Annotated in this window: 13 protein-coding genes; 11 read left to right on the top strand and 2 right to left on the bottom strand. The window is 47.5% G+C overall.

From position 1 onward, the window contains the following. Positions 1 to 60: 60 nt before the first annotated feature. Genes VGN67_RS08790 through VGN67_RS08780 form a run of 3 tightly spaced genes read left to right on the top strand, consistent with a single transcriptional unit; the run spans position 61 to position 2,837 of the window. Positions 61 to 1,086: a hypothetical protein gene (locus VGN67_RS08790; RefSeq protein WP_327486434.1), complete on the top strand. Its 1,026-nt coding sequence runs from the start codon at positions 61 to 63 to the stop codon at positions 1,084 to 1,086. Next, positions 1,067 to 1,807 carry a hypothetical protein gene (locus tag VGN67_RS08785; protein ID WP_327486433.1) on the top strand — a complete coding sequence of 247 codons (741 nt, stop codon included), beginning with the start codon at positions 1,067 to 1,069 and terminating at the stop codon, positions 1,805 to 1,807. Before VGN67_RS08790 ends, VGN67_RS08785 begins: the two co-directional genes overlap by 20 nt. Before the next feature lies 1 nt (position 1,808). Beyond that, positions 1,809 to 2,837: a nucleoid-associated protein gene (locus tag VGN67_RS08780; protein WP_327486432.1), complete on the top strand. Its 1,029-nt coding sequence runs from the start codon at positions 1,809 to 1,811 to the stop codon at positions 2,835 to 2,837. A gap of 189 nt (positions 2,838 to 3,026) precedes the next feature. Here the strand turns inward: VGN67_RS08780 and VGN67_RS08775 are convergent, their stop codons facing one another. After that, positions 3,027 to 3,377 carry a hypothetical protein gene (locus VGN67_RS08775; protein ID WP_327486431.1) on the bottom strand — a complete coding sequence of 117 codons (351 nt, stop codon included), beginning with the start codon at positions 3,375 to 3,377 and terminating at the stop codon, positions 3,027 to 3,029. Positions 3,378 to 3,844: 467 nt separating this feature from the next. Here VGN67_RS08775 and VGN67_RS08770 point away from each other — a divergent pair, with 467 nt between their 5' ends. The 8 genes from VGN67_RS08770 (at position 3,845) to VGN67_RS08735 (ending at position 15,002) form a co-directional block, all read left to right on the top strand. Then, positions 3,845 to 5,263 (top strand): DegT/DnrJ/EryC1/StrS family aminotransferase, encoded by a 1,419-nt coding sequence (locus VGN67_RS08770; RefSeq protein ID WP_327486430.1) that lies wholly within the window; start codon positions 3,845 to 3,847, stop codon positions 5,261 to 5,263. Then, positions 5,260 to 6,630, top strand: a complete 1,371-nt coding sequence (locus tag VGN67_RS08765) for a neutral/alkaline non-lysosomal ceramidase N-terminal domain-containing protein (protein ID WP_327486429.1) — start codon at positions 5,260 to 5,262, stop codon at positions 6,628 to 6,630. The genes VGN67_RS08770 and VGN67_RS08765 overlap by 4 nt, the downstream gene beginning before the upstream one ends. A 21-nt stretch (positions 6,631 to 6,651) precedes the next feature. Then, positions 6,652 to 7,974 (top strand): hypothetical protein, encoded by a 1,323-nt coding sequence (locus tag VGN67_RS08760; protein WP_327486428.1) that lies wholly within the window; start codon positions 6,652 to 6,654, stop codon positions 7,972 to 7,974. A gap of 219 nt (positions 7,975 to 8,193) precedes the next feature. Further along, a complete protein-coding gene (locus tag VGN67_RS08755) occupies positions 8,194 to 10,668 on the top strand; it encodes a glycoside hydrolase family 2 TIM barrel-domain containing protein (RefSeq protein WP_327486427.1) in 2,475 nt (824 codons plus the stop codon). 233 nt (positions 10,669 to 10,901) lie between these two features. Further along, positions 10,902 to 11,528 carry a hypothetical protein gene (locus VGN67_RS08750; protein WP_327486426.1) on the top strand — a complete coding sequence of 209 codons (627 nt, stop codon included), beginning with the start codon at positions 10,902 to 10,904 and terminating at the stop codon, positions 11,526 to 11,528. Between the two features lie 666 nt (positions 11,529 to 12,194). Next, positions 12,195 to 13,292, top strand: coding sequence for a hypothetical protein (locus tag VGN67_RS08745; protein ID WP_327486425.1), 1,098 nt, complete (start codon positions 12,195 to 12,197; stop codon positions 13,290 to 13,292). A 303-nt stretch (positions 13,293 to 13,595) separates the two neighbouring features. Then, the gene (locus tag VGN67_RS08740) at positions 13,596 to 14,423 is read left to right on the top strand and encodes a helix-turn-helix domain-containing protein (RefSeq protein WP_327486424.1); all 828 of its coding nucleotides are present in this window, start codon (positions 13,596 to 13,598) and stop codon (positions 14,421 to 14,423) included. Positions 14,424 to 14,495: 72 nt separating this feature from the next. Next, positions 14,496 to 15,002, top strand: a complete 507-nt coding sequence (locus VGN67_RS08735; protein WP_327486423.1) for an SgcJ/EcaC family oxidoreductase — start codon at positions 14,496 to 14,498, stop codon at positions 15,000 to 15,002. 84 nt (positions 15,003 to 15,086) lie between these two features. On the opposite strand, the gene VGN67_RS08730 is transcribed toward VGN67_RS08735, so the two are convergent. Continuing rightward, positions 15,087 to 15,251, bottom strand: coding sequence for a hypothetical protein (locus tag VGN67_RS08730; protein WP_327486422.1), 165 nt, complete (start codon positions 15,249 to 15,251; stop codon positions 15,087 to 15,089). Between the last annotated feature and the right edge of the window lie 15 nt (positions 15,252 to 15,266).

Here is a 15,266-nt window from a genome sequence, read left to right as displayed (position 1 = left end):
AGTATCTTCCTTTTTATATCCTCTCTATATCCAATAATCCATTTCTAAACCCTCGTCCACATGGCAACAAACCCAAAACTTGAATTTTATTGCTTCGAGCTTGCACCTAAGAATGAAGATGAAGAGAAAACATTTAAGGATTTTATTATTGATGAACTAGGGGGGCGACGTTCTCATTCAGATCACCAATTATTCATTAGGTGCTATGACTATTTTGTAAAGCAGTTATCTGGTGAACACGCCAAGGATGATAAGTTGAAAAAGAGAGTCAAATTAGAAAAGAAAAATAATAAGCACTACAGTAAAAGACCATCAGCAAGCGCTGAAAATTATATTATATCTGGCGTCATAAATGGAGGTCCTTATGGTAGAGATGGTCTGATTTCAAAATCCGATGATGATAATGATAATGATCCATTGAAAGAAACAAATACTATTCTTTCGTATTTTTATTTTCTCGCCTATTTGCCCCTAGATTATGATAAAGGTTTCTTTATGATACATTCAAACAGTAATGATGACTCTATTACGCGGGTATTTAAAGGATTTATTACAAAAATATTTAAGGGAAAATATTATAACACAGCAAGACCATCTTCTTATTGTCCACAAATTTTTAAAGATGATTTTAAAGAAGGGGCTGTGCTAGGTACTGTTCAATTCCAAAATACATTTGTAGAGAATACTTTCAGTACTAATGAGTCTTATTATGACTTTGGAGCTTATGATATTAAAATTATCGCCACTCCAAAAAACAAAAGTGTTCCGGCAGAAGCGGCGCCTGGATTCTTTGAAATTTTAAGGAAGAAATCATTTGTTTTTAGGGATAAAAATATTAATTTAGAAGAGTTTGAGAAGGCAAATTACACTACAAAGAATAAGAAGTCTAAGACAGAACGGACCTTTGAGTGGAATAAAAGCGACCATGATTTTGTGCCCGTTGTTCAACTAAAAAACAGAATTAACAGCTTTTACCCGGATGGCACTCCTGATTTTGTAGAGCTGCATCAATTTTGTATTGATATATTCCATAATGAGATAATAGGGGAAATTAGGCCCGATTCATATGTCGCTAAACTTATATAAATATGTAGTAGATTTGAGGACTCAGTCTCTAAATTCTGAGATAGGTGGAATTAATGGGATTCCTTTCAAAAATAAAGGAAGTGAGAAAGAAGAGAAAGAAAAGAATAAAAGAAAGAGGGATGCCTATGGCTATAGAATCGTCATTGCAATGATTTCAATGGCTATAGTCTGTAGTCTAAAAACTGGCTTTGAAGATGTTTTCGTGTCCTATTTCTCCTCTGTACTCTCAATACTTGTAGGATTGTTCATTACGGCTTTGGTGTTTAGTTTTGATAAGTTTTATACTAAAGCGGATGATGGGATAAAAATATATAATATTGATGTAAATGAGGAGAGTGTTCCAGATGTAGATAAAAGTTACACTATAGCAGTCAAAAATAATATTAGTTTGACGGCTGGTGATAAAGTGTGGGATACGCAATCACATAACTATTCTTTAATATTTGCGTATGTTACTGGGTACAATATTGTGCTTTGTATAATAGTAATTGTCCTTCTTGCTTTAAATACATTATTTGAACATGAATTAAATATTAATATATTCAAGTACTATTTAGACATAAAGGATATTACATTGAACTCATTAGGTAATTTATTTTTAGTGGTATTCAATATAATTCATAGGTTTTTGGTGCTATACTGGATAGGTTTTGTTCTTTATAGAACTATTTTTCTGGTTAGCAGTATGGTTTCATATATGACAACAAAAATTAGAAAATAATATGATTGATTTTAATGAAACAATTATTCGTAAGTTGATCGTGCACCGAATTAGTAATGATGCTCATAAGTCTTCTGTCAGTGACAACCTATACAATTATCAAAATGAAGAAGAAGAAGAAATACTAAAAAAGATATTCCTTAAGCCTTTTGCTTCCATTTCTGCAACTAATGAGTTTACTCATAAAATTAATATTGCCTTAAACCCTTTATTCAAAATATCACAGGCGATTTTCGAGGATGAAGACTTTATTGGGAAATCGAAAGATATTTTTACTCATCTTAAATCAGTATCAAAGCATCCCAATATTAAAGATGGAGACCTCTTTATTGTCAAGTATGACGACATAAAGATGGATAACGGTTTCTATGAAGCCTTGGGGATTTATAAAATTGAGAACAAAGAAAGGTTTATTGAGACTACCACCCGTGAAAACGGCGAGATTGGACTTAATTTCAAAAGTGGAATAGGAGGTAAAAGACTTGACAAAGCCTGTCTTATCGTATTTAATAAGGTACCTTATACGTTGTTAGTCATCGACAATGGGGCCGTTGAAACAGAATACTGGAAGAACGATTTCCTGAGTGTCGACTATAAGAATGACTACATCAACAGCACCAATCAATTTATGGCATTAACTAAGTCTTTCGTTACAGACCGCTTCCCGGTAGAGCATCAGGTGACTAAGGCTGACCAAATAGACTTGCTGAACAGATCAGTTAACTACTTCAAGAGCAACGAAACCTTCAGTAAGCAAGCTTTCGAGAAAGATGTTCTACTGGAGGAGAGTGTCATCAATTCATTCCGGGACTTTGATTCAGCTTTTCGCGAAGCCAAGGGCATAGACCTTAAGGATGATTTTGAAATATCTCGTCAGGCCGTAAAGAAGCAAGCTAAAATCTTCAAGAACGTACTAAAGCTCGACCGGAACTTTGATATCTATATACACGGCGATAAGAGCTTAATTGAGCACGGAGTAGAAAAGGATGGCCGTAAATATTATAAAATCTACTATAACCACGAGCTGTAAGGGGGAATAATTTCGGGAAGTTAATTTTTAAGAGCTGATAACCTTTCGATTACAAGTAGATTATGATCTTTTTGAATAAGCCCGTCGGGGTCACATTTTAGATACGAGGTACCACCAAAAACCGCCTTAGCTATAACTAGGGCGGTTTTTATTTTTTCTGCTGATGTATAAAGAAAGTGGAGTAACAGCCTATGCAGGTACTTCCAGCTGAAGGCCGGCATTGACCAGGGTCTGATCCAGTTTTGCCAGAAAGTCCTGAACATTTTGTCTGATACTGTGGCCATGTTGCAGCTCATGCCATAGTATCACGGCTGCGTGTAAGGGTATGCTGAAAGTATAGAGCTTCTTTTTTTTATGGACGTGGCGGCACTTGCTTACCCACTCCTCAATAGTAGGAGTAGTAATGCGATGCAGATAATCATTGAGTGTCATATGGTAAGGGTGAGCATTAATTCCAACTTCTGAATAATGCTCGTATATAAACTGATACATGCCCATCCACTCATAGGCGTATATACGGAAGGAAATATCCTGCTTCATTTCAATTCACATTTATTTCATGGCCTGGTCCAGAGCCGCTACGGCTTCTGTCTTCACTATCAACTTGATGAAAATGTCGTATTTTGATTCTATACGTTGCATACCTCTCCTACTTTTTTTCATGTTTAGTTAAACTCCACTTCCAGAAGAGAAAGGATAAGGGCTATTATCTCCTAAGGATTTAAAGCAGTAGCTGATTAAATAATAAGCCCGTTTTGTTGACCCTTTTTCTGGTCTTCCTACTTCAGGTTTTTTTGTTCGGTGATACTATCAGCAATGCCTTAAAATAGTATCTTCAAGATAAAAGTAGGCTGGTATCGGTATTACTGCGGGTACCGCTACTTTTTAGATTCTATGGCATGTGCCTTACCGTTCACGCCCTGGTAGTATACCGGGAGTGCTTAGTCAGAACAGGGGGGAAGTGTCGTACAGCCCTTTATTCCTGAACTCCCCTAACCAGTAAGCGCATGTCAAAAAACTACTTTTCCAGACGTGAATTTATCCGGCGCAACTCCCTGACCGGCCTCGGAGCGATGCTCACTCCTGCTCTGCTGGCCGAGGGGGCCAAGACTCCGCTTCCCCTGGCAGATAAGCTGGCTGCACCGACTGTAATCAATACTTCGGGTACGGCGGCCCTACTGGGGGGGCAGCCCGTCCGTACCGGCGAGTGGCCCCAGTGGCCCCTGTGGAAACCCGAAGCCGACGAGAAAAAACTGCTCGAAGTGATCAGGAGTGGCGTGTGGTCCAGGGGAGCTACGGTGGCTGAGTTTGAGAAAGAATGGGCCAAAGCCCTGGGGGTGAAGCGCAGCCTGGCGGTGGTGAATGGGACCAACGCCCTGATCGTAGCCCTGACCCAGCTGGATATCCGGGGAGGCGATGAGGTAATCGTACCCCCTTATACGTTCATCGCTACGGTGTCGGCGGTACTGGCTACGGGAGCCATGCCCGTTTTTGTGGATGTGGACCCGGAAACCTTCCAGATTGACCCGGCTAAGATCGAGGCCAAAATCTCCCCGCGTACCAAGGCCATCATACCGGTGCATATTCTGGGCTTACCCGCCAACATGAAGCAGATCATGACCATCGCCAAAAAACACAACCTGGCGGTAATTGAGGATGCCTGTCAGGCCCACCTGGCCGAAATAGATCACCAGAAGGTAGGTACCTTCGGCAACGCAGGATGTTTTAGCTTTCAAAATTCCAAGAATCTGCCCATCGGCGAAGGGGGAGCGGTCGTCAGTAATGATGACCAGTTTATGGATCGCTGTTTTTCTTACCAGAACTTCGGGAATCCCTACGGAGCCACTATCGGGGCGGTGAGTATGGGTAGTATCATGCAGGGTACCAAGCTGCGCTTCACCGAGTACCAGGCGGCCATCGGGCTGGCCCAGATGAAGCGCCTGGAGGAGCAGACCGAGCGGCGCAGCCAGAATGCCGCCTACCTAAAATCCCAGATCAAGGACATACCCGGTATAGTACCTTACAGGCTGTACGACGATGTCACCCGGGCGGTGTTCCACCTGTTCCCGTTTCGGTACAGGCAGGAAGAGTTTAAAGGCTTGCCGAGGGAGGCATTCCTGCAGGCGCTTAAAGCCGAAGGCGTACCCTGCCAAAGCGGCTACGCTACGCTATACAACCAGCAGTTCCTGAACGATGCCTTCCAATCCAAAAACTATAAGAAGATGTACCCGAAGGAAATGCTGGACTTCAACGCCTTTGTGGAGAAGAACAGCTGCCCGGAAAACGACCGGCTGTGCAACGAGGAGGCCGTATGGCTGACGCAGAATATGCTGCTCGGCCCCCAATCTGATATGGATGAGATAGCCGGTGCTATCCAAAAGGTATACAACAATGCGGAGCAACTCAAAAAGCTGACGAAGAAATGAGAAAGATATTCTTACTCCTTACTTCGGTTTGCCTGCTGGTTACCCTGGGGGCCGAAGCTGGCGGCCTGGCGGCTAAGGGCTGGAAGGCAGGCGTAGCCCGCAGGGTCATTACGCCGAAGCAGTCCATGTGGATGGCCGGCTTTGCCGTTCGTGACCACCCGTCCGAAGGTACCCTGCACGACCTGTGGGCCAAGGCACTGGTACTGGAAGACGAAGAGGGCAAGCAGGCCGTACTGGTAACCACCGATCTGCTGGGATTACCCAAGGGAATTTCAGACCGCATCCGTACCCGCCTGTACACCGACCATAAACTAGGTAAGGCACAGATCATCCTGAACAGCTCGCATACCCACTCGGGGCCGGTGTTATCGGATGCTCTTCTGGATATTTATCCGGTGGATGCCGAGCAGACCGCAAGAATTAATCAGTACTCCAGATTTCTTGAGGAACAAATAGTGGCGGTGGTAGGGGAGGCCCTTCGCAAAACCGAACCCGCCCGCATTTACGCCGAGAACGGTGTCACCCGCTTCCAGGTCAACCGACGGAACAATAATGCGGCCGTACTGCATCGCCTGACGCAGCTACAGGGGCCCAACGACTACGCGGTTCCCGTGCTGAAAGTGGAGAACGAAAAGGGAGAACTGAAAGCCGTGGCCTTTGGGTATGCCTGTCACCCTACCGTGCTCAATGGGTATCAGTGGTCCGGTGACTACGCCGGATTTGCGCAGCTTGAACTGGAAAAATCGCATCCTGGCGTTACGGCCATGTTCTTCCAAAGTACCGGGGCGGATCAGAACGCACTTCCCCGCAATACTATACCTCTGGCGCAGCAGTACGGTCGTGAGCTGGCCGCGGCGGTAGATCGGGTACTTGATGAGGATATGCACGCTATTCCCGCCCGACTATCAACGGCTTACTCTGAAATAGAACTACCCCTGACTGCGCACCCTGACCAGGAAGGCTACGCTAAAATAGCCCGTGAAACAACCGTGGACTACTACAGGCGCTGGGCTAATCGAATGGCCGGTAAGCTACAGCAGGGCGAAGCCATGCCCAAAACCTACCCGTACCCGGTGCAGGTGTGGTACCTGGGCGACCTGCCCCTGGTGACGCTGGGCGGGGAGGTGGTGGTGGAGTACGCTATCAAGCTCAAGCAGATCCTCGGCCCCAGTACCTTTGTGCTCGGCTACTCCAACGACGTCATGGCTTATATCCCGTCAAGTACTATCCTGCGCGAAGGCGGCTACGAGGGAGAAACCTCTCAGATGGTCTACGGGCTGCCCAGTACCTGGGCACCAACCATCGAAACCATGATCCTGTACGAAGCGGTCCGGCTGGCGCGACAGGCCGGTGTACCCACTCCCTAACCTCCACTACCCACTGACCAGATGAGCACCATCGCCGATAGCCTCACTACCCAGCCTACCCCCCGCAACCAAACCCTGACCGCCCGGGCCTACTATTCAGGCTTTGAGCTGGCTCACGATACCTACAACGCTATCACGGTAGCCAGCGACGGCAAGGTATACTACGTACTTTCGTCCGAAGCCCACGATCGGGGAGGGCAAATGTACGTGTACGACCCGGCTACGGACCAGATCCAGCACCTGGCTGACCTGACCGAACTGTGCGGCGAGGCCCACTCTAAAGCCATCGTGCAGGGCAAGAGTCACGTTCGTTTCTACGAGCGGGCGGGGAAGCTCTACTTTGCTACCCACGTGGGCTACTACGAGATGATCGACGGCATGGAGCGCCTGCCCCAAAATGCACCCGAAGGCTACAGCCTGTATCCAGGCGGACATCTGCTTTCATATGATCTGACTACGGGAGAGTTTGAAGATCTGGCTCTGGCTCCCGACGGCGAAGGTATCCTGACCATAACGCAGGACAAAGATCGGGGGCACATCTACGCGCTTACCTGGCCGCTGGGCTATTTTCTGCACTACAATCCGGCTACCGGCGAGCTGAAAAACCTGGGACTGACCTGCGCCCGCGGCGAGGCCGGTACGCCCGGCGACGACTACCGCGTTATTTGTCGGTCGATGTTCGTGGACCCGCGCGAGGGAGCCGTGTACTTCTCCACCGCCGAGGGCCATGTATTTACCTACCGGCCCGGCGCTACTGAGTTACGGAAGCTGGAAGATTTTGATATCCGGCTCGACTACTTTGGCCGGTACGATGCCACCCGTCCCGGCAGCATGGGGTACAACTGGCGCAAGATATTCTGGTACGCCCCCGAAGAGGTAGCTTACGGCGTCCACGGCAATTCCGGCTACCTGTTTCGCTTTGATCCGCGCGAACCTAAGATCGAAATCGTGGAGCGGATTACGTCCGAGCCTTCGCGGCGAAGCGGTATGTTTGACCAGTTTAGCTACGGGTACCTGGGCTTTCAGCCGGGGCCTGACGGCGACACCATCTACTACCTCACCGGTGGCCCCATCTACCTCAACGGCAAGCGCGTAAAGGGAGCGGACGAAATTGCCAAAGGGGGCGTCAAAGGGCTGGAAAATCTGCATCTGGTCACCTTCCACCTACCCAGCCGGACCTATACCGACCACGGCCCTATCTTCTATCCCGATGGGCAGCGGCCTACCTACGTCAATTCCATCGCCATTGGTCAGGAGGGTACAGTCTATACCCTGGCGCGTTTTGAACACAACGGCAAGGAGATTCAGGACCTGGTCAGCATTCCGGGTCCTTTTGCCAATTAGCAGCAATGGACCTTGATCGTGAAATCATTTGGAGAAATAAGTACCTCTTTATAGCCTTTAAGCCTTTGGTTTACAGGCTATATGGTTTAATGAGCTTCCGGTTGACCTGGTTGTGTTTCAGGAAAGACTTATCAATTACTAAAAGTAATAATTATCATAAATTGCTTTTTAAAAAGAAGTCTGCCCGAAAACAGGAGTTCAATAAATATCCAGAAGCGTATGCGTAAGCTAGTAGTATTGTTTTTATTGTTTATTTCCTTTGGCCTTTTTGCTCAGAAAAGTACCCTCTCCTCTGCCACCACCGCCCGCACCATTCCGTTTGATAACGGCTGGCTTTTTATAAAAGACAGTACCATCCAGGCTGAGCCGCCGGGCTACCAGGATGCCAACTGGCGAAAAGTAGACTTGCCCCACGACTGGAGCATTGAGGATTTGCCTAACCAGACGCCGGAGCAGGTGGTTGGCCCCTTTGACCGAAGCAGTATCGGATCTCACTCCACCGGATTTACGGTGGGTGGGACGGGTTGGTACCGGAAAAAATTCAGAACCGGCCGGAACGAGCAGAGCAAACTGATAAGCATTCATTTTGATGGTGTTTACATGAATTCGGATGTATGGCTGAACGGCCATCATCTGGGCTTCCATCCGTATGGGTATACGCCTTTCCATTATGATCTGACACCTTATCTGAAACCAGCCGGTCAGGACAATGTACTGGCGGTACGGGTACGCAACGAGGGGAAAAACTCCCGCTGGTACAGTGGCTCGGGTATTTACCGGCACGTGTGGCTAACGGCTACCGCGCCGGTACACGTAGCGCCCTGGGGGGTATATATTACCACGCCGGAAGTATCCGACAAAGAGGCTAAGGTACAGGTACAAAACCTGGTCACGAACCGGCAGGCCTCTCCAGGTACCTTCACGTTATCAACCACCCTGGTAGCTCCCGATGGCAAAACCGTGGGTCGAAGCCAACGTACCCTGACCGTCCAGCCCAATGCCTCCGCTACCGATACGCAGAACCTCACGCTCACCAGCCCGGTGTTGTGGTCGGTCGATAGCCCCCGGCTGTACAAAGCCGTTACCGAAATTAAGGCCGGTACCCGCCTATTAGACCGCGTAGAAACCCCTTTCGGCATACGCAGCATCCGTTTCAGTAGTACGGAAGGCTTTACGCTCAATGGAAAAAGGGTACTTCTGAAAGGCGGCTGTATCCACCACGACAACGGACCCCTGGGAGCGGCCGCGATTGACCGGGCCGAGGAACGAAAAATTGAAATCCTGAAAAAGAACGGCTTCAATGCCATCCGTTCCAGTCATAATCCGCCTTCGGAGGCCCTGCTTGATGCCTGCGACCGCCTGGGTATGCTGGTCATTAACGAGGCCTTTGATATGTGGCTGGTACCCAAAAATCCGCAGGACTACCACCTGTATTTTGAAGAATGGTGGCAAAAAGATATGGAAGCCCTGATCCGGCGGGACCGCAACCATCCGTCGGTTATTATGTGGAGTATTGGCAATGAAATTCCCGAACGGGCCGATAGTGTAGGTTTACGCATTACCAGGCAGCTGGTAGACGCAGCCCACCGGCTGGACCCGACGCGTCCGGCAACCGAGGCCATCTGCGGATTCTGGGAGCCTATGAACCGGGGCAAACAATGGAACGACACCGCCCCGGCCTTTGCCCTGCTGGACGTTGGTGGCTACAACTACCAGTGGCAGTACTACGAGTCTGACCACCGCCAACACCCCGACCGGGTTATGGTTGGCAGCGAGTCGTTTGTCAGGGAAGCCTTGGAAAACTGGAGTAAGGTGGAGAAGTACCCGTACGTAATCGGCGATTTTGTGTGGACGGCCTTTGACTACATGGGCGAAGCGTCCATCGGGCATACGGTCCTGAGCAACCAGAAAGATAGCCCCATTCTGGGCTGGCCCTGGTACAACGGCTGGTGCGGGGATATTGACCTTATCGGGTACAAAAAGCCGCAGTCCTACTACCGCGATGTGGTGTGGCGGCAAAGTCCGATTGCCCTAATGGTACATCAGCCCCTACCGGAGGGGCTGACGGAGATCGTCAGCAAGTGGGGCTGGCCCGAAGAACTACCCAGCTGGACCTGGCCCGGTGCCGAAGGCAAGCCGTTACAGGTCCGGGTGTTTTCCCGGGCACCCCGGGTACGCCTCACCCTGAACGGTACCCTGATTGGTGAACAAGCCATCGCCGACACCAGCATTACGGCGGTTTTTGAGGTATCGTATCAGCCGGGTATTCTGAGAGCGGTGAATGTGGAGGATGGAAAAGAAACCGAGGCCATAGTACTTAAAACCGCCGGAGCCCCCAAACAGCTCCGCCTTACCGCCGACCGTAGTACCATTAAAGCCAGCCGCAACGACTTATCCTACGTAACCGTGGAAGTGGTGGATGCGAACGGGCAGGTAATACCCACCGCCGGGCTACCCATTCAGTTTTCCCTGACCGGCACCGGTGAGTTAGCCGCAGTCGGCAATGCCGACCCTACCGATGTTTCCAGCGTCCAGAAGCCGCGGAAGAATACCTTTCGGGGCAGGGCTTTGGCCATTGTACGCCCTACCGAAAAGGCAGGTACTATTACCCTGAGAGCCACTGCTCCCGGCCTGCCCCCCGCCGAAATCAGGATTATGACTAAGCAGGAAAGTACGAGCGGTTCAGGTAGGTGAGCCCTGGCCAGACTCCGGGGTACCTCCGGCCCGGGCCGGATTTGGGCTTAGGCATCATTTTTTTGGGATACTACACTAGATTTTAGTGAATTGTATCATAACTGCGGTGGGCAGGTACCTGGTTGGTAGTAATCTCTGGCCGGGCTTATGTGCTTACTCTTCGTAGGAACCTCCCCGCCAACTGTAGCTATGAACACCCAAAAAATGATTGTTTTACCATAAAAACAAAAATTATGAACCGGCAAGAAAAAAGTGTACTACGAGTGGTTATGAATGGGCTGTGCCTTTTCGCGTTATTGGGTTTGGCCGCCTGCTCTGACAATAAAGAAAATGAAGAAGGCGAAATGGGTTCGGAAGGAACTGCTACTGCCGAAACCTATGACAGTGATAAGTTTTATAGTACCATCGCAATAGATAGCCAATTTAAAGAGTGGGATACAAATGGTGATGGATATGTGGAGGACACCGAGTACCGTGCGGGCCAATACAAAAGCTGGGATTCCAACCAGGACAACCAGGTAGACCGGAACGAATGGAACACATCAGCCAGTATGTATGGTCGGGATACCGTGGGCTGGGCAAACTGGGACATTGATGCCAGCGAATTCCTGAATGACGAAGAATACACAGCAGGCTTTAACCGGGAAGGCTGGTACAAGACGTGGGATACCAACGGCGACAATCGGTTAAGCGATCGGGAATTTTCCGACGGCCTATTTAAGCAATTTGACAAGAATGGAAATGGCCAGCTGGATTCAGACGAGTACCAGAGCTATCAAACTTACCGGCAGATGGGGGCCGGAACAGATAATCCAATCGGTGCTCCTGTTCAAACTGGTAGCGGAGCTGGTAATCAGTAGTACCTACCCCATTATAGTTAAATTCAGAACGCCCAGGCTCTATCAGAGTCTGGGCGTTGTTGTTATATATTAACTACTGCGTGTGGAAAGGTACTGCCAAATTAGACTGGGACACCAGCTTTTATTCTTAGGCACCTGCTTAGTAATGGGTTTTATTTTCTTGTTGGCAGTAGCATTCAAAATCTAAACTTCTTCCTGATTCCTATGCGTCGGTTCACCTACCGCTGATGATGGTGCAGACTAAGAATTGATGCAGGATCCTTTTGGCTGTATATAGATACCTTTGACTACCGTAGTTGGCTATGTACTAATACCAGCAACTGCTACCTATCTAGGCTCTAATATGAAATTTATATACCGTTAAATAAAATTATGAAGCATAGAAGTAATGTCTTAAGGCCATTTCGTATATTAGGGGAGGTTATAGCAGGTTCCAAGCTAATGATCGTATCAAACCCTTCGTGCCAATACTATCCGTGCTAAAAAATACGACTACAATTTTCATATTAACACTCCTAAAAATTGGCTTCATATATACATTCAGTAAAGGGATTGAAAAGGTGGGAGAATCCAGCTTTTTGAGGGTAGGCAAAAGAATGATAATGCAATTTTTAGATGGATGTATGAAGGTAGCATAGTTTTAGGCAGCTTAACCAGAATAGAGGAGTGATTATTTTAGGGGGGGTTAGTTTTAATTATCCTCCTTTTTACTACGATTCTAATATTAAAGCAACTATCCAAAAGTTTGAATATATGTACTTCTTTGACTTTTCGTCACTTCACTTACAACCATCAGGAAACATTTTTGAACTTCATTATTGGTTTGACGATCAAAGTCATACAATGGATGCTGTTGTGCAAAACAGGTGTGAAAAAGAGTTTCTTGGAGTAGTGAAAGCTATTGCATCTATTTTGAATGCAGAGATTACTATTGAAACGGAGCCTTTTGCAGAAGGGGGGCTTAGGCGATGGTTCCGCGTTCTCATCAAAGAAGAAAACAAAAAGGCTCCGTTAACAGCTCTCCTTATTATGTCATTGGCAACTAATATTTTGATTGCACCAATAACAACTTCAATTAATAAGGTAGTTGAAGAGGTCGTTGAAAGTTTTCTTCGGGATGATGAAAAGAATAATCTTGAAAAGTTGAAGCTCAGGCTTGAAGTCGAAAAACTAAGGCAGGAAATAAATTTAGAAGATAGTCACACGAGCGATTTTAATATAATTAATAAAAGAAAATCAAATTTTTACGAAACGCTTCAGGCCTACCCTAAAGTAAAAAAAGTTTCATTTTCAATAAGAAGTCACACCGGCAAAAGTTTTGCTGAAAGGGAAGTTGAACGTACCACCTTTGATGAATTCATACTTGAAAGTGATGAATTAGAACCTGAAGAAATTGATAATATTATAATTGAGATAATATCTCCTGTACTAAAACAAGGTAAGTATAAGTGGATGGGGCTATATAATGGTAACCCAATATCATTTAGTATGAACTCAAAGGAGTTTAAGGGGCGTGTTCAATCAGGTCAGATACAATTTAAAAATGGAGCAGCAATAAATTGCGCTCTAGTTATCAAAAGAAAGCTAGATAATAATGGGATAGAAAAAGAAGTTGGATATGAAGTTATACGAGTCAATTCCTATTTTGAAAATGATAAGCCTGTTGAGACACGTGAAGGAAGATTACATCGAACTAGAAAGGGAACAGTAACTCCACCACAGTTAGATTTGTTTGGAGGTATTGAGAAAAGAGATACTGAATAAATACTTTGATTACTTATAGATGTTATCATTAACAAGTCTACTTCTTAGTAAGTATTATTTGTATTTGATCCCTAAGTTTATATCTCGTTCCACGTCTACTACTCCTCTCGCAAACTTACTTACCCCTATTGCATCCCCTCCACCTTTGTTGTACTATAGCGCTGAGAGTAATGATGTAGCGTATTTTTAGCCATCAATAGCCTTAAACCATATGCCAGATTGTATCTGTCGCTGTAGGAGTTGAACAGGTACGTAAAGTTTGCCGGATTAGTACAAGGTGGAGGAAGAAAATGGATTGTTGTTATGTTTGTTCAGTTTTACCGGCCCTGCCAGGCGCTTCAGCCTATCGTCAGTAACTACATGCTGATGCACGTCTATCTGGACAGGCATCAGCCCCCCGTTGTAAAACCCTACCCGACCAATCCGGAGCAGTGTCTGTTTTTCTACGCGCGTGACGCCGTGGAAGTTTTTAATTACGCCCTCGAAAAAGAGGAGTTCAGTCCCCCCAGCATTATTGTAGGTCCGCAGGTAGCGCGGGTTGATATCAAAATGAGTCAGGAGCACCTGACCATCAAGGTGGGGTTTCAGCCCGGCGGGTTGTTCCGGCTGCTGGGTATGCCCATGTGGCAGTTACTGGATCAGTCGGTGGATAGCCACTACCTGCTGGGGCAGGAAATCAATGAAATTAACGAGCAGCTTCGGGCCCTGGATAACTACCCGGATATGATCAGGCTGATCGAAAAGTTTTTGCTGAAAAAGATGGCCGCACGGAATACCGACGTACATGCGATTGATAAAGTGGCTCAGCTTATGCTCCATTCACGGCACTACTCACTGGACTGGCTGGCCGACCAGGCATGCCTCAGCCCGAGGCAGTTTGAGCGGAAATTTCTGGAAAGGGTAGGGATGAGTCCGAAGCTATTTATGCGGGTAGTCCGGTTCGCGCAGGCGTACCGGATGAAGGACCGGCAGCCCCAGCTCGACTGGCAGGATATCGTGTACCAATGTGGCTACTACGACCAGATGCACCTGATCCGGGACTTTAAGCTCTTCGCCAACGTAACTCCCACCGGCCTCATGAAAGAGGAGGAACGCTCCCCCGTCAAGATCTTTCCGGGCAACCCATTCTGATGTCGGAATTTTACTATTTTTCCGGAGCGGCAGGCTCTAATTTCGCTTCATCACCAAAATCTATGAAGCACTATGAAAAAGGTAATCTGCTTTCTCCTGATAGCATTAGCAGCAGGCTCAGCCAGCGCTCAGTCCGGCAAACCATCCGCCGCCGAAGAAAAGGCAATATTACAGGTCTTGGAGGGAACTGTACAAGCCTGGAATGAGCACAACACGGAAAAGTACTTCAGCTACTTTACGCAAGAAGCACAGTGGGTGAATGTAGTAGGCATGTGGTGGCGCAATCTGAAAGAGCACCGGCACTCTCTGAATATCTTTATGGACCTCATGTTTAATAAGACCACCCACAAAATTCTGGATTCGGAAGTGAAAATGCTGCGGCCCGACCTGGCCCTGGTCCGGCATAGCTGGCAACTGGATGGTTGGAAAATGCCGGATGGTACCGACATGAGTGACTACTCTACAGGAGTGATGACCATGATCATGGAAAAAAGGGATGGTAAATGGATGGTTATTGACGGGCAGAATACGACCATTGACAAAAAAGCCATTGATCCTGCCAAAACAATGAACAAATAGGTACGTCTGGCAGGATCAGGAAACTCTCACCAAGGGTGCAGGCAAATGTACTACTTACCTGCACCCTTGGCGGAGTTCTCCCCGTTACTGCCGCTTGTTCACCTTATAGTCGGGCTCGGTGCCCAGCAGGCTTTTGATCTGACCGACCTTGAGGCTGCCGGGATTATTAGGCTCCGGCAGTACCAGCCGCTGGCCTCCCGGTAGGCCCGCTGGTCGGTGCCCGCACCTGGGGCGGCCTCGTAAAGTCATCGGTACACTACGCGC

It is taken from the genome of Telluribacter sp., from assembly GCF_035998675.1.
Taxonomy (GTDB): Bacteria; Bacteroidota; Bacteroidia; order Cytophagales; family Spirosomataceae; genus Telluribacter.
Note: the sequence above shows the minus strand (reverse complement) of the source record. Positions and strands in the feature narration are given on the sequence as shown.